This is a genomic window from Metabacillus sp. FJAT-52054 (genome assembly GCF_037201815.1).
Classification (GTDB): Bacteria; Bacillota; Bacilli; order Bacillales; family Bacillaceae; genus Metabacillus_B; species Metabacillus_B sediminis.
Map to the genome: position 1 here is coordinate 1890515 of NZ_CP147407.1, position 21471 is coordinate 1911985.

At 43.1% G+C, this 21471-nt stretch carries 21 protein-coding genes; all 21 read left to right on the forward strand.

The window, feature by feature from the left end; all coding sequences use genetic code 11:
• The 21 genes from fliR to WCV65_RS10075 all read left to right on the forward strand — a co-directional run bounded on the left by fliR (position 1) and on the right by WCV65_RS10075 (position 21254).
• Complete coding sequence (fliR, locus tag WCV65_RS09975) at positions 1 to 792, forward strand: flagellar biosynthetic protein FliR (protein ID WP_338781933.1); 792 nt, start codon at positions 1 to 3, stop codon at positions 790 to 792.
• Positions 776 to 1855 carry a flagellar biosynthesis protein FlhB gene (flhB, locus tag WCV65_RS09980; RefSeq protein ID WP_338781935.1) on the forward strand — a complete coding sequence of 360 codons (1080 nt, stop codon included), beginning with the start codon at positions 776 to 778 and terminating at the stop codon, positions 1853 to 1855. Before fliR ends, flhB begins: the two co-directional genes overlap by 17 nt.
• Positions 1856 to 1883: 28 nt before the next feature.
• The gene (gene flhA, locus WCV65_RS09985; protein ID WP_338781937.1) at positions 1884 to 3923 is read left to right on the forward strand and encodes a flagellar biosynthesis protein FlhA; all 2040 of its coding nucleotides are present in this window, start codon (positions 1884 to 1886) and stop codon (positions 3921 to 3923) included.
• Complete coding sequence (gene flhF / locus WCV65_RS09990; RefSeq protein WP_035411887.1) at positions 3920 to 5032, forward strand: flagellar biosynthesis protein FlhF; 1113 nt, start codon at positions 3920 to 3922, stop codon at positions 5030 to 5032. The genes flhA and flhF overlap by 4 nt, the downstream gene beginning before the upstream one ends.
• A complete protein-coding gene (locus WCV65_RS09995; RefSeq protein ID WP_338781939.1) occupies positions 5016 to 5906 on the forward strand; it encodes a MinD/ParA family protein in 891 nt (296 codons plus the stop codon). Before flhF ends, WCV65_RS09995 begins: the two co-directional genes overlap by 17 nt.
• A complete protein-coding gene (locus WCV65_RS10000) occupies positions 5899 to 6993 on the forward strand; it encodes a chemotaxis response regulator protein-glutamate methylesterase (protein WP_156505984.1) in 1095 nt (364 codons plus the stop codon). The genes WCV65_RS09995 and WCV65_RS10000 overlap by 8 nt, the downstream gene beginning before the upstream one ends.
• Positions 6994 to 7006: 13 nt before the next feature.
• Positions 7007 to 9022, forward strand: a complete 2016-nt coding sequence (locus tag WCV65_RS10005; RefSeq protein ID WP_338781942.1) for a chemotaxis protein CheA — start codon at positions 7007 to 7009, stop codon at positions 9020 to 9022.
• 20 nt (positions 9023 to 9042) lie between these two features.
• A complete protein-coding gene (locus WCV65_RS10010) occupies positions 9043 to 9507 on the forward strand; it encodes a chemotaxis protein CheW (RefSeq protein WP_338781944.1) in 465 nt (154 codons plus the stop codon).
• A 5-nt stretch (positions 9508 to 9512) separates the two neighbouring features.
• Complete coding sequence (locus tag WCV65_RS10015; RefSeq protein ID WP_035412087.1) at positions 9513 to 10142, forward strand: chemotaxis protein CheC; 630 nt, start codon at positions 9513 to 9515, stop codon at positions 10140 to 10142.
• Positions 10132 to 10632, forward strand: a complete 501-nt coding sequence (locus tag WCV65_RS10020) for a chemotaxis protein CheD (protein WP_035411872.1) — start codon at positions 10132 to 10134, stop codon at positions 10630 to 10632. The genes WCV65_RS10015 and WCV65_RS10020 overlap by 11 nt, the downstream gene beginning before the upstream one ends.
• Positions 10633 to 10670: 38 nt before the next feature.
• A complete protein-coding gene (locus WCV65_RS10025; RefSeq protein WP_082883914.1) occupies positions 10671 to 11438 on the forward strand; it encodes a FliA/WhiG family RNA polymerase sigma factor in 768 nt (255 codons plus the stop codon).
• Positions 11439 to 11534: 96 nt separating this feature from the next.
• The gene (locus WCV65_RS10030) at positions 11535 to 12020 is read left to right on the forward strand and encodes a hypothetical protein (protein ID WP_035411869.1); all 486 of its coding nucleotides are present in this window, start codon (positions 11535 to 11537) and stop codon (positions 12018 to 12020) included.
• Between the two features lie 153 nt (positions 12021 to 12173).
• Complete coding sequence (gene rpsB, locus WCV65_RS10035) at positions 12174 to 12899, forward strand: 30S ribosomal protein S2 (RefSeq protein ID WP_035411866.1); 726 nt, start codon at positions 12174 to 12176, stop codon at positions 12897 to 12899.
• A 104-nt stretch (positions 12900 to 13003) separates the two neighbouring features.
• Positions 13004 to 13885, forward strand: a complete 882-nt coding sequence (gene tsf / locus WCV65_RS10040) for a translation elongation factor Ts (RefSeq protein WP_035411863.1) — start codon at positions 13004 to 13006, stop codon at positions 13883 to 13885.
• A gap of 172 nt (positions 13886 to 14057) precedes the next feature.
• A complete protein-coding gene (gene pyrH / locus WCV65_RS10045; RefSeq protein WP_035411860.1) occupies positions 14058 to 14780 on the forward strand; it encodes a UMP kinase in 723 nt (240 codons plus the stop codon).
• 1 nt (position 14781) lies between these two features.
• On the forward strand, positions 14782 to 15339 hold the full coding sequence (gene frr / locus WCV65_RS10050) for a ribosome recycling factor (protein WP_035411855.1): 558 nt from the start codon (positions 14782 to 14784) through the stop codon (positions 15337 to 15339).
• A 128-nt stretch (positions 15340 to 15467) separates the two neighbouring features.
• Complete coding sequence (locus tag WCV65_RS10055) at positions 15468 to 16247, forward strand: isoprenyl transferase (RefSeq protein ID WP_035411852.1); 780 nt, start codon at positions 15468 to 15470, stop codon at positions 16245 to 16247.
• 13 nt (positions 16248 to 16260) lie between these two features.
• Positions 16261 to 17052: a phosphatidate cytidylyltransferase gene (locus WCV65_RS10060; protein WP_035411849.1), complete on the forward strand. Its 792-nt coding sequence runs from the start codon at positions 16261 to 16263 to the stop codon at positions 17050 to 17052.
• A 41-nt stretch (positions 17053 to 17093) separates the two neighbouring features.
• A complete protein-coding gene (locus WCV65_RS10065) occupies positions 17094 to 18245 on the forward strand; it encodes a 1-deoxy-D-xylulose-5-phosphate reductoisomerase (protein WP_338781959.1) in 1152 nt (383 codons plus the stop codon).
• Positions 18246 to 18258: 13 nt separating this feature from the next.
• Complete coding sequence (gene rseP / locus WCV65_RS10070) at positions 18259 to 19518, forward strand: RIP metalloprotease RseP (protein ID WP_035411842.1); 1260 nt, start codon at positions 18259 to 18261, stop codon at positions 19516 to 19518.
• A gap of 35 nt (positions 19519 to 19553) precedes the next feature.
• Positions 19554 to 21254, forward strand: coding sequence for a proline--tRNA ligase (locus WCV65_RS10075; protein WP_338781961.1), 1701 nt, complete (start codon positions 19554 to 19556; stop codon positions 21252 to 21254).
• Positions 21255 to 21471: the final 217 nt, after the last annotated feature.

The following is a 21471-nucleotide window of genomic DNA, read 5'->3' on the forward strand; positions in this document are numbered from 1 at the left end:
ATGTCACTTATAAGCCATTATCCTTTTTTTCTATTATTATTTGCCAGAATGTCTGCTTTTATGATTACACTGCCTCTCTTTTCATATCGGACAATTCCGGCATTTCATAAAGCAGGTTTTTCATTTTTTCTGGCACTGATCATGTATGAAACATTGAAGCCGCAGGAACTTGAAATCGACGGGTTTTATTTTCAGCTGCTTTTGAAAGAAGTCTTTACAGGATTGATGATTGGTTTTATAGCATACCTTATATTCTCTGGAATCACGATTGCCGGCAGTTTTATGGATTTTCAGATTGGATTTGCCATTGCCAATATTATCGATCCGCAAACAGGAACGCAGAGCCCTTTAATCGCACAGCTTCTGAATACACTTGCTTTACTGTTCATGCTTAGCCTGAATGCTCATCATATGCTTTTGGACGGGGTTTACTACAGTTTTCAATATATCCCGCCGGAAACAGTATCTTTTTCTTTAAACAGCGAAGCCATTCCTGAATTCATCATCAAATCTTTTTCTCTGATGTTTTTAATTGCTTTCCAAATGTCACTTCCGATCGTCGGTTCATTATTTATCATTGATATTGCACTCGGGATTGTAGCAAAGACAGTGCCGCAGATGAATATATTTGTTGTCGGGCTTCCTGTGAAAATGCTGAGTGCATTTATTTTACTGATTATTGTGATGGGGGCCTTGTTTTTTACGATGGAAGGACTTTTTGAGACGATGGCAGAAACCATGAGAGATTTGGTCAGGCTTCTTGGGGGAGTGGAAAATGCTAATAAAACTTGATATACAGTTTTTTTCAGGTGAGAAAACTGAGAAAGCCACTCCGAAAAAAAGACAGGACTCAAGGAAAAAGGGACAGGTTACCAAAAGTGCCGATGTAAATATGGCCGTGAATTTGCTCGCCGTATTTTTCACCCTGATGGTAGCCGGAGCTTTTTACAGAGATCGTCTCATAGGTTTTGTTCGCGGCAGCATTAATGACTATATGATGCTCGAAGTAACAGAGGAAAGTGTTCAAAATCTGCTTGGGTCCGTCACAATGGAAGCGGCCATTTTGCTCGCTCCCGTTATGGGAGCCGCCCTTGCTGCAGGTATAATCAGCAACTATATACAGGTTGGCTTTCTTTTTTCAACCGAAAGCATTCAGCCAAAACTGGAAAAAATAGATCCGCTTAAAGGATTCAAACGGATATACTCAATCCGGGCACTAGTAGAATTTCTTAAATCAATCCTGAAGATCCTGTTTACAGGCGGGGTTACTGCGGCAGTAATATGGCTTAGGCTGGGTGACATATTGCGATTGCCATACCTGACAGTGGAACAATCACTGCAGTTCCTTGGCAGCTTAACCGTACAGATGGGTCTGGCAGCAGGGGGAGCCCTTTTATTCCTTTCGTTATTAGACTATTTATATCAAAAATACGATTTTGAGAAAAATATCCGGATGTCGAAACAGGATATAAAAGATGAATACAAAAAATCCGAAGGCGACCCGCTCATTAAATCAAAAATTAAGCAAAAACAAAGAGAGATGGCCATGCGGAGAATGATGCAGGACGTTCCTGACGCTGATGTAATTATTACGAATCCAACACATTTTGCGATTGCGCTGAAGTATGACGAATCAAAAATGGATGCCCCCTTTGTTGTAGCGAAAGGAGCGGATCTCGTTGCACAGAAAATTAAAGAAATTGCCAAAAGCCACAATATAGCAGCCATTGAAAACAAGCCGCTGGCAAGAGCTCTTTATGCACAGGTTGAAATCGGACAAGCGGTTCCTGAGGAATTTTTCAAGACGATAGCAGAAATACTGGCCTATATTTACAGGCTTAAAAATAAAATGTAATTCGTGAGATTGAAAGCGAGGAAGGAACATGTCAACAAGAGATTTATCCGTACTTTTTAGCGTTGTGCTCATTGTCGCCATGCTGATCATCCCGTTTCCAACATGGCTGTTGAGCCTTCTGATTATTTGCAATATCTCTCTGGCACTGCTGGTGCTCCTAACAACCATGAATATGAGAGAACCGCTTGAGTTTTCCATATTTCCTTCTTTGCTTTTGCTCTTAACTCTATTTAGACTCGGGCTTAATGTTTCGACAACGAGAGCCATCCTTTCAAATGGAGAAGGGGGAAAAGTAGTCGAGACCTTCGGAACATTTGTTGTCGGCGGAAACGTTCTGGTAGGATTTGTCGTGTTTATCATATTGGTGATTATCCAGTTTGTTGTTATTACGAAGGGCTCTGAGCGTGTTTCCGAAGTTGCAGCCCGCTTTACACTTGACGCAATGCCGGGTAAGCAAATGAGTATTGATGCGGATTTAAATGCAGGAATGATATCGGAGCAGGAAGCGAGAATCCGCAGAGAAAAAGTAGGGAATGAAGCGGATTTTTATGGAGCAATGGATGGTGCGAGCAAATTTGTAAAAGGGGATGCCATCGCGGGTATCATCATCGTTATCATCAATTTAATCTTCGGTATGATTGTTGGTGTCGTCCAGCAGGGAATGCCCTTTGCCGAAGCAGCAAGCCATTTCACCATGCTATCGGTAGGAGACGGAATCGTAAGCCAAATTCCAGCACTGCTGATTTCCACAGCTACAGGAATCGTTGTTACAAGAGCAGCATCTGAAGGAAATCTGGGCGGAGATATCAGCAAACAGCTATTTGCTTATCCGCAAATGATGTATGTGGCAGCAGGCTCGATGATGATGCTCGGTCTTTTCACGCCAATCGGTCTCCTCGTTACTGCGCCGATCGGCGGTGCGCTGGCGTTCGGTGCCTATGTGATGCAGCAGAGTCAGAAAAAGCTAAAAGAAGTACCTGAATCAGAGCTTGAGATGCAGCCTGATCCGGAAGAGATGAAAAGCCCGGAAAGCATCGTACAGCTTCTTAGTATGGATCCGATAGAATTTGAATTCGGCTATGGACTAATCCCGCTTGCAGATAGCTCGCAGGGAGGGGATTTGCTCGACAGGATCGTGATGATCAGAAGACAGCTTGCCATCGAACTGGGCATTGTCATTCCAGTTGTGAGAATAAGAGACAACATCCAGCTCCAGCCAAATGAATACAGACTGAAAATTAAAGGTAGCGAAGCAGCCAGGGGAGATCTGCTGCTTGAGCATTATCTTGCGATGGCACCAGGAGCGGATGAAGATGCGATCGAAGGAATTGATACGATTGAGCCTTCGTTCGGCCTTCCTGCTAAATGGATCTCTGAAGCGATGAAAGATCAGGCAGAGCTTTATGGATACACAGTAGTGGACCCGCCGTCAGTTGTTTCCACTCATATAACAGAAACCATAAAAAAACATGCATCTGAGCTACTGGGACGGCAGGAAACAAAGCAGCTTATTGACCATTTAAAAGAAGCGTACCCAATACTGGTAGACGAAGTGACGCCTTCACCGCTATCAATTGGTGATATTCAGAAAGTATTATCCAATCTTTTGAAAGAGAATGTGTCCATTCGCAATTTGCCTGTTATATTTGAAACGCTGGCTGACTATGGAAAAATGACGTCTGACAGCGATATTTTAACAGAGTATGCCAGACAGGCCCTGGCAAAACAGATTACTCAGGCATTTTCAGGAGATGGCCAAGTGCTTAAAGTCGTGACGTTTTCCGGAAGAGTTGAAAAGCTGGTCGCTGAGGGTGTTCAGCAAACGGAACACGGAAACTATTTATCTCTTGACCCTTCAGTTTCCCAGGCGATCATCGAATCGGTAGCGAAAGAGATTGAATCGCTGTCTTTACTGGGCAGCTCACCTGTGCTGCTTTGCTCACCGGCTGTCAGAATGTATGTAAAGCAACTATTGGAACGGTATTTTCCGGATGTGCCGGTTCTTTCTTATAATGAACTCGAATCAAACGTTGAAGTTCAGAGCGTGGGAGTGGTGAATGTAGCATGAAAGTAAAAAAATATACAGCAGATACGATGCAGGAAGCCATGAAAAGAGTGAAGGAAGATCTCGGGCAGGATGCGGTTATTCTCCATTCAAAAGCGGTAGAAAAAGGCGGGTTCCTTGGCTTATTTACAAAAAAGCAAATTGAAGTGTTCGCTGCTGCAGATCCTGATACAGAGGAGCAGACAAAGCCGGTTCAAAAAGAAAATGCTGCCCCTTTACCGGGGGAGAAAGATCAGCTGCTCGGCAAAGACCTTCGGGATGGGAAGCTGGAGTACCGCAAAATTGCATCAGGAGGCTCCTCATTAAAACTTCCTGAACCCATTGAAGTTATTTACAAGGAATTGGAGGAGCAGGAAATCGGCTCTGAGATTCTGGATGACACAGTCCAGGAGCTTCTAACATTTTGGTTCCAGTCAAAGGATCATCAAAATGAAGAGGCATGCCGCAAAGAGGCGGGTCAAATTCTGATCAATGGACTGAGAGATTTGCCTTTTAATGGAATGGAGTATCAAAGCCGGTTTATCGTGATTGCAGGACCTACAGGTGTCGGTAAAACGACGACCATTGCGAAGCTTGCAGCCGATTGCTTAATTAACAGACAGAAATCGGTTGCGTTTATTACGACAGATACGTATCGTATTTCAGCGATCGACCAGCTGAAAACCTATGCGAAAATTCTGGATATCCAAATCGAGGTTTGCTATAACCGGGAAGATTTTGAAGAGGCAAAAAAGAAATTCGAACAAATTGATCATGTTTTTGTTGATACTGCCGGCAGAAACTATAAGAACGGCCAATACATTCAAGATTTACACTCGTTAATTGGTATGGATCAGGATATGGACATCTTTTTAACGCTATCAGCAACATCAAAGAAAAAAGACATGCGGGATATTATCGAGCAATTTGAACCCCTCCAAATAAATAAGCTGATTTTTACAAAGCTTGATGAAACAGATACATTCGGGGCATTATATGAAGCTGCAAAATTATCAAACAAGGGCATTGCCTGCATAACGGCCGGCCAGAATGTTCCTGATGACCTATTACCGGCTAAAGAAACTTTACTAGTTGATATGATTCTGGGGGGCAAGCATGAACGATCAGGCTGAGAGACTCAGACAAATGATATCCAAAGCCAAAGAAGATACGCCGAACCGTGCTAAAACAATTGGGATTGCAAGCGGAAAAGGCGGTACAGGCAAATCCAGCTTTACCGTGAATTTTTGCTTGGAGCTGTCTCGATTGGAGCAAAAGGTTTTACTGTTTGATTTAGATATTGGTATGGGAAATGTAGATATTCTTCTAGGTGAAAGTCCCGAGCATTCTATTTTGGATTTTTGGAAGAAAAACCTTTCTTTTAATGAAATTATTGAAAAAAGCCCCTCCGGCTTCGACTATATTCCCGGAGGAAGGGCATTTAATGAATTCTTTGAGCTAAAAGGCACTCATCTGGATGCTTTTATTCTTGAATTGGATGAGCTCACGAAAGTGTATGATTTTATATTCTTTGACATGGGGGCGGGAATGACAAAGGAGAGTCTGCAATTTCTGCTTGCTGCCGATGAAGTATTCTTAATCGTAACTCCTGAGCCAACATCTTTAATGGATGCTTATTCTGCTGCAAAGCACATTTTATTAAGCAGCCCTGAGACAAGAATGTCTATTATGATGAATAAAACGAAGACGGAAAAAGAGGGGGCAAATGCATACGGACGGATTTCGTCAGTCCTTAGTAAATTTCTTTCAAAGGAGCCAAAGCTTCTTGGAATTTTACCGGATGATCCTGCTGTCATGCAAGCGGTAATCAAACGAAATCCTATTACACAGTCCTTTCCTAAGGCCAAGTACTCGAGGTCCATTCGCCAGGCAGCGGCATCATTTTTAGCAATGAATGAGGGTTTCATTGAAAATACAAGCCGGCCAAGCTTATTCATGGATCGCTTAAAAACGCTTTTTAGCAGCACGGCAGGAAAAGGTGGATAACATGAAGGTATTAATTGTTGACGATTCGGCATTTATGAGAAAAATGATTTCAGATTTTCTGCACGGTTTTCAGGGCATTGAAGTCATTGGAACGGCAAAAAACGGGAGGGAGGCTTTAAATCTGGTCGAGAAGCTTTCACCGGATGTCGTAACAATGGACGTAGAAATGCCTGTTATGGACGGTATGGCTGCATTAAAAGAAATCATGGAGAAATTTCCAAGACCCGTGATTATGCTCTCATCCACGACTCAGTCAGGCGCTGAGTCGACAATCCGGGCATTAGAGACCGGTGCCGTAGATTTTGTTGCCAAGCCATCGGGTTCAATCTCACTGGATTTGCATAAAATCAGAGACGAGCTGAGGGAAAAAGTACTTCAATCCAAGAATGCAAAAATATTTGTGCCGTTAGACCCTAAAAAAAATCAAAATCCCCCCCTTTACCTTGAAAAATATAGTAAAATATCCACTGTAAGGGATAAAAATCCTAGTTTTGACAGCAAATTTCGACATTATGATCAAATCATTTGCATTGGTACATCTACTGGAGGACCAAGAGCGCTCCAAAGGGTTCTGCCGGAGCTCCCTTCTGAATTGAATGCACCGGTCTTTATTGTCCAGCATATGCCTAAAGGATTTACAGCTTCTCTTGCAGACCGGCTGAATAAAATGAGCAAGATTCAAGTGAAAGAAGCAGCTGATGGGGAAAAAGCAGAAAATGGAACGGCGTATATAGCTCCCGGAGGCTCCCATTTGACCGTAATTAAAAAGGGGACAAGCCTTTATGTAAAAGTGGAGGAAACACCGATCCGGAACGGCCACCGCCCATCCGTGGATGTACTTTTTGAGTCAATAAGCGAAATCGAGCATCATAAGAACATCGCCGTCATTATGACGGGGATGGGCAGCGATGGAACAAAGGGTCTTTCTTCATTAAAAGAAAAAGGAAATACACTTTCCATCGCGGAATCGGAACAGACTTCAGTTGTATTCGGAATGCCGAAGAGCGCAATTGGTGCTAAATTGATAGATTCGATTGATCATGTAGACCATATAGCGGAAAAAATTATGCACTATATACAATCGTAAGGGGCGAAAGCAGATGGAAATGAGTCAATATTTAGAAATATTCATCGAAGAAAGCAAGGAGCATCTTCAGGCATGCAACGAGAAGCTGCTCGAACTTGAGAAAAGCCCTGAAAATTTATCCATTGTAAACGATATTTTCCGGTCCGCTCATACTCTAAAAGGAATGAGCGCCACAATGGGTTATGAAGATCTTGCAAATTTGACTCATCAAATGGAGAACGTGCTGGATGCGATCCGCAACGGAAAAAATTCAGTGACGCCTGTTCTTCTTGATACAGTTTTTGCGGCCGTTGATTTATTGGAAGAAATGGTTTTCTCGATCGCTGATGGCGGTGATGGAAAAAAAGATGTGGAACATGTTGTCAGCCGTTTGAAGGCAATTGAGAATGGCTCAGATGTTCCTGAGAAGATTGCTCTTTCACCATCCGTTTCAGGTGAGAATAAACTTGGGTCCTATGATGATTTTCAAAAAACCATAATTATGCAATCCAATGAGCAGGGCTTTCATGCATTTGAACTGACCGTCCAGCTTCGTGAAGGGTGTCTTCTAAAAGCTGTCAGGGCATTCATGGTATTTGAAATCCTTGATCAAGCCGGTGAAATTGTAAAAAGTGTTCCTTCTGTCGATCAGCTGGAAGAAGAAAACTTTGAAAATGAATTTTCTGTGGCAATATTAACGCAAATGAGCAAAGAAGAGCTCGAGAGCCGTATTTTAAAAGTTTCAGAGATAGAGAAGGCAGAAGCACTGCCCATTAATTTAGAGTATCTTGCAGCACAAGAGGAAACAGCCGCGGCATTACAGGAAGCTGCGGGAGCATCAGCAGAGCTTGCCGCTGTGCCTGAAGCTGCACCTGAAGCTGCACAAAAGGCAAAAACAAGTTCCAAAACAATCCGGGTCAACATCGACCGTCTTGATATATTAATGAATTTATTTGAAGAATTGGTCATCGACAGAGGCCGGCTTGAAACCATATCAAAGGATTTGAAAAATGCTGAACTTCAGGAGACAGTTGAGAGGATGACAAGAATCTCGGGTGATTTGCAAAGCATCATTCTCAATATGAGAATGGTACCGATTGAAACGGTATTTAATCGCTTTCCGAGAATGGTCAGACAGCTTGCGAAGGATTTGAATAAAAAAATCGATCTTCATATCTCCGGTGCAGAAACGGAACTGGATCGCACCGTTATTGATGAAATTGGGGATCCGCTTGTCCATTTAATCCGCAATTCAATGGATCATGGAATCGAGGCTCCTGAAATAAGAGCAGGAAAAGCGAAATCTGAAACAGGCCGAGTTGAGCTAAAAGCATACCATAGCGGAAATCACGTATTCATCGAAGTTTCAGATGACGGAGCGGGAATCAATCGTGAAAAAGTATTGCGCAGAGCAATAGAGAGAGGAATTGTGACAGAAGCATCATCCCTTGAGATGACTGAGCGCCAAATTAATGAACTGATTTTTGCTCCCGGTTTTTCCACTGCCGAACAGATCTCAGATATCTCCGGAAGAGGTGTAGGACTGGATGTTGTGAAAAGTGCAATCGAAGCCTTAGGCGGTTCCGTAACTGTTGACTCTGAGGAAGGCAAAGGCTCTTTGTTCTCAGTTCAGCTGCCATTAACATTGAGTATCATTTCAGTCCTGCTCGTCGAATTGGAAAAAGAGAAATTTGCGATTCCAATTTCATCTGTCATTGAAACGGCAGTCATCCGGAAAGAAGATATTATGAATGCCCATAATCAAAAGGTCATTGATTTTAGAGGGAAAATTGTTCCGCTTGTTTTCTTAAAACAGATTTTTGATGTCCCTCAGGATGAAGCGGAGGAATCTGAATATCTTTCCATGGTGGTCGTGAAAAAAGGCGAGCGTCTTGCAGGTCTCGTTGTAGACTCGTTTATCGGCCAGCTTGAAGTTGTTCTGAAACCTCTGGGAAGCTATTTAAATGGAGTCTTTGCTATTTCAGGAGCAACCATCCTTGGAGATGGGGAAGTGGCGTTAATTGTTGACTGCAATGCACTTATTAAATAAGGACGGGGGATGTTTTGAGCATGCAGACAAATGAATCGATCGAAAAAAAAATCATTATTTTCCGGTTAGGCGAGGAAGAATTCGGTATTCCTGTAGAGCTTGTAAAATCGATTGAGAAGGTGCAATCGATTACAAGAGTGCCTGGAACAGCCTCTTATATTACGGGAGTGCTAAATTTAAGAGGAGTCATAACTCCTGTTATTGATCTGCGTGAAAGATTTGAACTTAGTTCGTATGAACCGACGGAATTTACACGGATGATCGTCGTTTCGATTCATGACACAGAAGCCGGTCTAATCGCTGACGCAGCTAATGACGTCATTGATATAAGAGCTGAGCAGATTGAGCCTTCTCCGGAAGTAGCGGGTATCATTAAAACGGATTATATCAGCGGAGTTGTCAAGGTTGATAAACGTTTAATTATTATGCTCGACCTGGAGGAAGTACTCCATTCGCCTTCATTGCCCGCATCCAGCGGAGCGTGATGGGAATGAGTCTTAAATTTGAACAGCTAGATGTCTTAAAAGAAATGGCGAATATAGGCGCGGCTCATTCTGCTACAGCCCTATCCCTCATGCTTGGCCGAAAGATCGGCATGGACGTCCCGGATGTTAAAACAGTAACGTTTAATGAACTTACGGAAGTGATGGGCGGGGCTGAAAAAGAAGTAGCTTGTATTTTTTTAAAAGCAGCCGGAGAGATTTCAGGTTCACTGTACTTTATTATGGAGGTTGCCCAGGCGGAGAAATTTGTCCGGGAAATTACCGGCAAACCTTCATTAAATCTGAGTATCCCCCCATATAGCGAATACGGAAAATCTGCATTAATAGAACTGGGCAATATTTTAATAGGCTCCTATTTAACCTCTTTGTCAGATTTGACAAAGCTCTCATTTATACCTGAGGTCCCGGATTTTTCCATCGATATGTTTGGTGCTGTAATTAGCGAGGGATTGATTGAACTCTCGAAGGCGGCTGACTTTGCGGTATCGATTCAAACTGTGATCCGGGAGGAGGACCGGCAGGATGGCCATTCATTTCAGGGACATCTTTTCCTTCTGCCGGATTATGAATCATTTGACCACTTTTACCGTGCACTTGGTGTAAGCGATGAAGCTTGAAACAGCAAATATCATAAAAGTCGGCATCGCTGACATGAATGCTGCAGCATCTCCTATAAAGCTCCGTACTTCAGGGCTCGGTTCCTGTGTGGGGCTTGTGCTTTATGACCAGGACAGAAAAAATGCGGGAATGGCCCACATTATGCTGCCGACATCCGATTTGGCCAGGAACGAACAGTTTAACCGGTATAAGTATGCAGATACCGCCTTCTTTGATTTGCTGAAGAAGCTTGAGAAAATGGGTTCTCCCAGTTCGCGGCTGAAAGCAAAAATGGCAGGCGGTGCCCAGATGTTCGCGTTTAAAACACAAAATGAAACGATGAGGATTGGTCCAAGGAATATAGAAGCCGTTAAAGAGCTTTTATCCTGCCATTCCATACCGCTTATCTCCTCAGAAACAGGCGGATCGAGCGGGAGAACCATTGAATTTGATCCTGCTACTTCTTTGCTGACTATACGCACTGTAAATTTAGGAACAACCATTATATAAGCGGGTAAGAAAGGCCATAGACACTAGGGGGAAAGGTTATGACTCAATTGACAGGCAAAGAAGAACAGCAGATATGGAAAAAATGGGTGAGTAATAGAGATCCTTTAGCTGGAGATGCGCTGATCCGGAGGTATACACCGCTTGTTACATTTCATGTTCAAAGGATTTCTGTAGGGCTTCCAAAGACAGTCAGCAGGGATGATTTGATGAGTCTCGGCCTGTATGGGTTATATGATGCACTTGAAAAATTCGATCCTGGAAGAGATTTGAAATTCGACACCTATGCTTCTTTTCGAATCAGGGGAGCAATTATTGATGGGCTTCGAAAAGAAGACTGGCTGCCGAGAAGCTCGCGCGAAAAAGCGAAGCGGGTAGAAACCGTCATCGAAAAATTGGAGCAAAAATATTTAAGAAATGTAACTCCTTTAGAAATTGCGCATGAAATGGGAATTTCAGAGGACGAGGTGCTTACAGCCGTCAATGAAGGTTTTTTTGCAAATGTTTTATCGATTGATGAGTATCTGCCTGACCATGATGATGGGGATTATTTGGGCATTGCCATTAAGGATGACAGAAGCGAAACACCGGAGGACAGCATACTGAAACAGGAGATGATCGGCCAGCTTTCAGACGTTATCAGTGAGCTGTCAGAAAAAGAACAGCTGGTCGTTTCCTTATTTTATAAAGATGAACTCACCTTGACAGAAATTGGACAAGTTATGGGCCTGTCTACATCGAGAATATCGCAGATTCACTCCAAAGCTTTATTTAAATTAAGAAGAATTATGGAAAAATTCATGAATTAAACACCAGGGCGTTACAGACATTTTATTTCCATTCAATTCGGAGAAATGTCAGCAGCGCCTCATTTTTTTATGAAAATTGACGGAAAGAGGGTCACCATGAACGGTATTCTTACTTTCACAAGCATCCTTCTTCATATCATTTCCTTTTATCTCATCTTGCTGCTATTTACAAAAATCTCATCCTTGAAGCAGACAAAGAATGAACAGGAGTCGATTCTTGAAGAGACAGAACAGCTGCTGGCAGCCTTCATGCTGGAACAAAAGGAAGAGCATGACCGTTTTTTAAAAGAACTGGACCGAACTTCTGCGCCAGGAAAAACCGGAACGATTACTGAAAAAAAGGAAGAGCCTGATCAAAAGAAACATGACCGTAAAGAACCCGACCCTGTTGAACTCCTTCCTGAACACCTTAAACATGCTGAAGTTATGGAAGATTCCATTGAGTGGACTTCACCAGCCTTAAAAAATGCTGATGAGGTTGTCACCCTGCATGAAAAAGGATATTCTATAGAAGAAATTGCAAAAAAAACGAATAAAGGCAAAACAGAGGTCGAGCTTCTTCTTAAATTTCGGCAAAATTAGTGATTAAAAGCTTGATTAAGATCTCTGACTATGGTATATTTTCTCTTGGTGTTAATACACACGCTTACAGATTCAAGCATCGGTGCTGTTCAGTCAGTTTTGCTTGGAAATGATGTAAAGCGGAGGAGAAAAACCATTAGGAGGAAAATTAACATGTCAGTAATTTCAATGAAACAATTGCTTGAAGCTGGTGTTCACTTCGGTCACCAAACACGCCGCTGGAACCCAAAAATGAAACGTTACATCTTCACAGAGCGTAACGGCATCTACATCATCGACCTTCAAAAGACAGTTAAAAAGGTTGAAGAAGCGTACAACGTAACAAAAGAATTGGCTGCTAACGGCGGTAAAATTCTTTTCGTTGGTACAAAAAAACAAGCTCAGGATTCTGTTAAAGAAGAAGCTCAACGTTCAGGCATGTACTATGTAAACCAACGCTGGTTGGGTGGAACGCTAACAAACTTCGAAACAATCCAAAAGCGTATTAAGCGTCTAAAAGACATTGAAAAAATGCAGGAAGACGGTACTTTCGAAGTTCTGCCTAAAAAAGAAGTTGTTCAGCTTAAAAAAGAGCTTGAGCGTCTTGAAAAATTCCTAGGCGGAATTAAAGATATGAAATCCCTTCCGGATGCTCTGTTCATCATCGATCCTCGCAAAGAGCGCATCGCTGTTGCAGAAGCACACAAATTGAACATTCCGATCATTGGCATCGTTGATACTAACTGTGATCCAGACGAGATTGACCACGTTATCCCTGCAAATGATGACGCAATCCGTGCAGTGAAACTTCTTACTGGTAAAATGGCTGACGCAATCCTTGAAGCTAAACAAGGCAACGAAGGCGAAGAAGCTGCTGAAGAAGAAACAACAACTGCTTAATGAGCTAACAAAAAGGTGATAAGAGGGTAAGGCCTTTTATCACCTTTTTTTAAAAAGAAAAAGTATTGCTTTACATAACTTTAAATTCTAAGGAGGAATTCCCCATGGCAGTTACTGCTCAAATGGTTAAGGAACTTCGTGAAAAAACTGGCGCAGGAATGATGGATTGCAAAAAAGCGCTGACAGAAACTAACGGTGATTTGGACAAGGCAATTGATTACCTTCGTGAAAAAGGAATTGCGAAAGCTGCAAAAAAATCTGACCGCATCGCGGCAGAAGGTCTTGCTGCTGTTAAAACAGAAGGAAACGAAGCTGTTATTCTTGAAGTAAACTCGGAAACAGATTTTGTTGCGAAAAACGAAGGCTTTAAAGCGCTTATCAGCGAGCTTGCATCACACCTTCTAACTGCTAAACCAGCTACTCTTGAAGAAGCTCTTGCTTCCAAAATGGACAATGGTTCATCTGTAGAAGAGCGCATTCATTCTGCTGTAGCAACAATCGGTGAAAGAATCTCTCTTCGCCGCTTTGAAGTTGTTACCAAAACAGACAGTGATGCTTTCGGAGCATACCTTCACATGGGCGGCCGTATTGCGGTTCTAACTGTTCTTGAAGGAACAACAGACGAGGGAGCTGCAAAAGACGTTGCTATGCACGTTGCTGCCGTTAACCCTAAATACATCAGCCGTGACCAGGTTTCTCAAGAAGAAGCTGACCGCGAGCGCGAAGTATTGACTCAACAGGCTCTTAACGAAGGAAAACCTGAAAACATCGTTGCTAAAATGGTTGAAGGCCGTCTTGGAAAGTACTTTGAAGATATCTGCCTTCTTGACCAAAGCTTCGTTAAAAACCCAGATCAAAAAGTGAAGCAATTTGTTGCTTCTTATAACGCTCAAGTTAAAACTTTCATCCGCTTCGAAGTTGGAGAAGGTATTGAAAAGCGCCAGGATAACTTTGCTGAAGAAGTTATGAACCAAGTCCGCAAATAATCCTTTTGCTTTAATGAATTTATACAAGTAATGAAAATGGGAACACGACAGTGTTCCCGTTTTTTCAAGACAGGAACTCTTTGTCACCCCTAAGCTTGAATGCGAGGGGGATTGGCAAATCAGCATCTTGTCTTATTTAATGGAATTTTAATGAAATGATTTGGAGGCTATTATGAATAATCCTAAATATAAGCGCATCGTCTTAAAATTAAGCGGAGAAGCTTTAGCAGGCCCTCAAGGGTTTGGCATCAATCCGAGCGTTATTAAATCCATTGCCACACAGGTAAAGGAAATTGCAGAGATGGATGTGGAAGTAGCTGTTGTCGTTGGCGGCGGAAACATCTGGCGCGGTAAAGTCGGCAGTGAAATGGGCATGGACCGCGCGACAGCGGATTATATGGGAATGCTTGCGACCGTCATGAACTCCCTGGCGCTGCAGGACAGCCTTGAAAATCTCGGCATTCAGACTAGAGTTCAAACCTCCATTGAAATGAGACAGGTTGCAGAACCTTATATCAGAAGAAAAGCCATCCGTCACCTCGAGAAGAAACGTGTTGTCATTTTTGCAGCCGGTACAGGAAATCCGTATTTTTCAACCGATACGACAGCAGCGCTGCGTGCAGCTGAAATTGAAGCAGACGTGATTCTTATGGCGAAAAACAATGTGGATGGCGTATATAATGCAGATCCGCTTAAAGATGCAAGTGCTGTTAAGTATGAAGAGCTTTCTTACTTAGATGTACTGAAAGACGGACTTGCTGTCATGGATTCTACAGCATCATCTCTTTGCATGGATAACGATATAGCACTAATCGTTTTCTCTATAATGGAAGAGGGAAATATTAAAAGAGCCGTACTTGGTGAAAACATCGGAACGATTGTGAGGGGGAAATAATATGGCAAACCAGCATATTAATCAGGCGAAAGACAGAATGGAAAAAGCAGTTTCTGCATTTCAGCGCGAGCTTGCTACTGTTCGTGCAGGACGTGCAAGTGCATCGCTGCTTGATAAAGTTACGGTAGAATATTACGGAGCACCAACACCTGTGAACCAGCTTGCTTCAATCAGTGTTCCGGAAGCTCGCATGCTTATCATTACTCCTTATGATAAATCCGCACTTGGCGACATTGAAAAAGCAATTCAGAAAGCAGATCTTGGTCTGAATCCAACTAACGACGGGACGATTGTACGTATTGCCATTCCCGCTCTTACAGAAGAAAGACGCCGTGAGCTTGGCAAACTTGTTAAAAAGTATGCAGAGGAAGCAAAGGTTGGAATTCGCAATATCCGCCGTGATGCAAATGATGATTTGAAAAAGGCAGAAAAAAATGGCGACATGACGGAAGATGAATTGCGCGGTCTTTCTGATGAAGTTCAAAAGCTTACAGACAGCTATATTAGCAAACTGGATCAAATCGCTAAAGACAAAGATAAAGAAATCATGGAAGTTTAACGTTTTTCTATGTAAAATAGAAGTGTGCAAAAGACCCTCTAACGTTTACAGGGGGTTTTTTTGTTAATACTGTTAACACGGCTAGGGATCGCTAAGAACCATTAGCTGCCGGGTGATGGAGGAATCACATGCTTAACTTTTTCAGAAGGGGCAGAAGGACTGTTTCGCCTTCCGCCAATCATACATACACAAAAAAAGATGTGATTGATGGACCAATCCCTTCTCACATCGCTATTATAATGGATGGGAATGGCAGATGGGCTAAAAACCGGGCACTTCCCAGAATGGCTGGCCATCATGAAGGGATGAAGGTGGTCAGAAAAATCACTAAACTTGCCAGCGGGCTTGGTGTGAGCGCTTTAACACTTTATGCTTTTTCAACAGAAAATTGGAAAAGGCCTAAAATTGAAGTGGATTACTTAATGAAGCTTCCAGAGGAGTTCTTAACGACATTTCTGCCTGAATTAATTGAAGAGAACGTCCAAGTGAAGATTATGGGAGAAACCAGCCGTCTTCCAAAGCACACGCTAAGTGCTGTTGAGAAAGCGATTCGGGAAACCTCGGCTAATACAGGTCTTGTTTTAAATTTTGCTCTTAATTACGGAAGCCGGACAGAGATAGTCAAAGGAATTCAAAACCTTGTCGAAGACTCAAAAAATGGCAGGTTACGAACAGAAGATATTAACGAAGAGCTTTTTTCTTCTTATTTAATGACAGAATCACTGCAGGATCCGGATTTGCTGATTCGGACGAGCGGAGAAATACGTCTCAGCAACTTTATGCTATGGCAGCTCGCGTATACTGAATTTTGGTTTACAAATGTCCTGTGGCCTGATTTTAAAGAAGAAGACTTAATCCACGCAATCGCTGAATATCAGCAAAGGGGCCGCAGATTTGGCGGAGTATAGAAGGTGAAGAGAAATGATACAGCGAATAATAACAGCAGTACTGGCACTAGCGCTTTTCCTGCCATTTGTCATACTGGGGGGCATCCCGTTTAGTTTTGCTATTTATATTTTAAGCACAATCAGCCTGTACGAACTGCTGAAGATGAAAAAAATTCACCTGGTAAGCATACCGGGGCTTATCAGCGTCCTGCTTTTGTGGATCTTGCTCATTCCATCGAGTCATATAATTGTACTTGGGAACATACATATTTCAAAATTAGAGGTTGCCCTTCTAGGGGTGCTGCTCTTTTTGACATATACCGTCATAACGAAAAACCGCTTTTCATTTGATGATGTAGGATTTTCACTTCTCTCGGTTATGTATATCGGAATCGGATTTTACTATTTTATCGAGACAAGAGCTTTGGGGCTGGAATTTATCGTTTTTGCTCTTCTTGTTATCTGGGCTACGGACACAGGTGCTTATTTTATAGGGAAATCGATTGGAAAACACAAACTGTGGCCGGAAATAAGTCCAAATAAAACGATTGAGGGCTTTTTTGGAGGTATTTTCTGCGCGCTGATTGTTTCAATTATTTTTGAGGCGGTAATGCCAATTGTGCATTCCTATGTCATTGTCGCTTTAATCACCGTATTTTTGTCTGTTTTTGGACAAGTGGGCGATTTAGTCGAGTCAGCACTAAAAAGGCATTATCATGTGAAGGACTCCGGACAGATCCTTCCTGGTCACGGAGGTATATTGGATCGCTTTGACAGTCTATTATTTGTCCTTCCTCTCCTTCATTTCATGCTAGTCCTATTTTAATTTCGATTACACAAAAGAGATCTACTGGAGAGTGAGCGAACATGAAAAGAATCAGTCTTTTAGGCGCTACAGGATCGATCGGAACTCAAACCCTGGAAGTGATCCGGGAGCATCCGGAAGAGTTCGAGTTATCGGCTATTACATTTGGATCCAACTTGGAGGCCGGAAGAGAAGCTATTAAAGAATTTAAGCCGAAGTTTGTCTCTGTAAAAGAAAAAGAAGATTACATCCGGCTGAAGGATGAATTCAGCGGAGAAGCGATTTCGTTTTCTTACGGGGAAGAGGGAAACATCGAAGCAGCTGTGTATACGGAGTCGGATGTTACAGTCAATGCCCTTCTTGGAAGCATTGGATTGGTACCGACATTAAAGGCGATTGAATCAAAAAAGACCGTTGCTTTGGCTAATAAAGAAACCCTTGTTACAGCCGGGCATATCGTTACTGAGGCAGCCAGAAAAAACGGTACGGCACTTTTGCCGGTGGATAGTGAACATTCCGCCATTTTTCAGTGTCTGCAAGGGGAAAATTTATCTGATGTGACCAGACTGATCCTTACAGCTTCTGGAGGGAGCTTTCGTGAGCGCTCCAGAGAAGAATTAAAAGGGGTTACGGTTGAAGAAGCGCTAAATCACCCTAACTGGTCAATGGGGGCTAAAATCACGATTGATTCGGCTACAATGATGAATAAGGGTCTTGAGGTAATTGAAGCGTTTTGGCTGTTTGGAATTCCATATTCAAATATTGACGTACTGCTCCATAAAGAAAGCATCATCCACTCTATGGTTGAATTTGAAGACGGCAGCGTAAAAGCCCAGCTTGGTACACCGGATATGAAAGTGCCTATTCAATACGCTCTCACACATCCATCGCGGCTTCCATTACAAAATACAAAACGCTTAAATCTTTGGGATCATGGAAAGCTTCATTTTGAAAAGCCTGACTTCGCACGCTTCAAATGCTTACATTTTGCTTATGAATCAGGTAAAATGGGAGGGACAATGCCGACCGTTTTAAATGCGGCCAACGAGGAAGCCGTAGCTCAATTTCTAGCAGGAAGAATAGAATTTCTGGATATTGAGGATAGGATTGAGAGGACTTTGGAGGCCCACAGCCTGATTGGAAATCCGGATCTTGAAGCCATTCAGCATGCGGATCAGGAAGCCAGAGCTTTTGTGCGGTCCCTATTAAACTAAAGGTGGTATGCAGGTGAATACGGTCATCGCGTTTATTCTGATTTTTGGAGCTCTAGTATTTTTCCATGAACTGGGCCACTTGGTTTTTGCCAAGCGTGCCGGAATTTTATGCCGTGAGTTTGCAATCGGATTCGGACCAAAGATCTTTTCTTATAGGAAAAATGAAACACTCTATACGATCCGTCTTCTTCCAATAGGAGGCTATGTAAGAATGGCCGGTGAAGATCCTGAAATGATTGAAGTAAAACCAGGCCACCATATTGGACTGCTATTCAATGAAAAAGACGAAGTCGAAAAAATTATTTTAAACAATAAAGAAAAATTTCCGAAAGCAAGAATCATTGAAGTAGAGCATGCGGACGTTGAAAAAGCGATGAAAATTACAGGATATGAACAGGGTGAAGAGGAACGGCTGCAGCATTTTACTGTCGCAGAGAAATCTTTCTTCGTAGCAGATGGCCAGGAAAGCCAAATTGCTCCTTATGACCGGCAATTCGGCTCCAAGACGCTTGGACAGAGAACGGCAGCGATTATCGCCGGACCATTAATGAATTTTGTCCTTGCATTTGTTGTTTTATTTGGGTTAGGACTCATCCAGGGGTCGCCTATGGATAAGCCGATTTTCGGCGAGCTGACCAAAGACGGTGCTGCGATTCAATCTGGCATTAAGCAGGGGGACGTCATAAAAACAATCAATGACAAGCCTGTTACCACTTGGACAGATGTAACGAAAATCATTAGTGCAAGTCCTGAAAAGGAGCTGTCTTTTGCCATTGAAAGAGATGGAAAGCCGCAAACCATTCAGGTCGTTCCTAAAGCTGAAAAGGCAGGAGAGCAGGTCATTGGCCGTGTAGGTTCCTATGCACCTATGGAAAAGGGCTTTTTGACAGCTCTTGAGAATGGGGCAAGCCAAACCGTGTTTTATACGAAAGAAATTCTTGTGAGCCTTGGGAAGCTTGTAACCGGTCAATTTTCTATTGACATGCTATCAGGGCCTGTAGGCATTTACGATGTGACGGATCAGGTTGCACAATCCGGCTTTGAAAACCTTTTAAGGTGGACAGCGCTTCTGAGCATCAATCTCGGGATTATGAACCTGCTGCCCATTCCTGCACTGGATGGCGGCCGGCTTATGTTTTTCCTTGTTGAAGCGGTACGCGGTAAGCCGATTGACCGTCAGAAGGAAGGCATCGTTCACTTTATCGGATTTGCCCTTCTCATGCTGCTTATGCTTGTAGTAACGTGGAATGATATTCAAAGATTCTTTTTATAAAAATTAGCCGATCTATTAAAACGGGGTGCAATTAGATGAAACAAAGTTTGACGTTTATTCCTACATTGAGAGAAGTTCCGGCTGATGCCGACATTAAAAGCCATCAGCTGCTGCTGAGAGCAGGCTACATCCGTCAAAACACAAGCGGCATATACAGCTATCTGCCGCTTGCGCAGAAGGTGCTGCAAAACATTCAGGAAATCGTAAGGGATGAGATGAATAAAGCAGGTGCGTCCGAACTTTTGATGCCGGCTATGCAGCAATCTGAGCTATGGCAGGAGTCGGGAAGATGGTACTCTTATGGACCGGAGCTCATGAGGCTTAAAGACAGACATGGCCGTGAGTTTGCCCTCGGAGCAACCCATGAAGAGGTGATTACAAGTCTTGTAAGAGATGAAGTGAAATCCTACAAGAGACTGCCTCTTGCTCTTTACCAGATCCAGTCAAAATTCAGGGATGAAAAACGCCCTAGATTCGGCATTCTCCGAGGCCGTGAGTTTATTATGAAGGATGCTTATTCCTTCCACTCCTCCTATGAGAGTTTGGATGTAATGTATGACAAAATGTATACAGCCTACAGCAATATCTTCGAACGCTGCGGACTGAATTTCCGCGCCGTAATTGCCGACTCAGGAGCTATGGGCGGAAAAGATACACATGAATTCATGGTCCTGTCCGAAGTTGGAGAAGATACCATTGCATACTCAGATCAATCAGGCTATGCTGCAAATGTGGAGATGGCTCCTGTAGCTGCCGATTACATCCGTTCCCATGAAGATTGCGGGGATTTGGAAAAAAGAGAAACACCTTCTCAAAAAACCATTGAGGAAGTGGCCGCATTCTTTGAAGTGGAGAAGGAAAAATGCATCAAATCTCTTCTATTCAAAGCAGATGATCGTTTGGTTCTCGTTCTTGCAAGAGGAGACCATGAGATTAATGATATTAAAGTGAAAAACCTTTTTGATGCACGCAATGTTGAACTTGCTTCGCCTGAAGAAACAAAAGAGGCCTTGAACTGTCCGATTGGATTTGTAGGTCCAATCGGTGTTCCAGAAGGAATAGAGGTTGTCGCTGATGCTGCTGTTAAGTCCATTGTAAATGGCATTTGCGGTGCAAATGAAGAGGGTTTCCACTATGTATCTGTGGATGCTGAGCGTGATTTGCAGGTTGGCCAATACGCAGATCTGCGCTTTATTCAAGAAGGGGACGCATCTCCTGACGGAAAAGGGACCATTAAATTTGCACGCGGAATCGAAGTCGGCCACATTTTTAAATTGGGTACCCGCTATTCCGTCGATATGGGCGCTTCCTACCTGGATGAAAACGGCCGTTCCCAGCCGATGATCATGGGCTGCTACGGAATTGGAGTATCCAGAACGCTTGCTGCGATCGTAGAGCAGTACAACGATGAAAATGGCATTGTATGGCCTGAGCAGATTGCTCCATTCCAGCTGCATGTTGTTCCTGCCAATATGAAATCGGATGCCCAGGTGGCATTGGCTGAAAGAGTTTATACGGAGCTTGGGAAGAATTACAGCATCCTGTTTGATGACCGTGCTGAACGAGCGGGAGTGAAGTTTGCCGATTCAGATTTGATCGGACTTCCAATCCGTATTACTGCGGGCAAGCTTGCGGAAGAGAATATCGTTGAGTTGAAAGTACGGAAAACCGGTGAGAAACTGGATGTTCCTATGGACGAGCTTGCGGAGACCATTAGCCGTCTGCTAGGCAAATAATTCCCGGCTTTTAAAAAACTTAGCTAGCTATGATACAAATTGTAAAAAATCAGAAGACAAACATTTATGGCTATGTTAAAGCCTGGTGTTGATTATTAACACCTGTTGATTGGTGCGGAAGACGTGAGACTTGAGCTTTAGAGCAGCCGGACAGGTGAGACCCTGCAGTCGTGAAGCGAGGAGGGGGCTCACCGCCCGCCCAAGGATAAGCGAACGC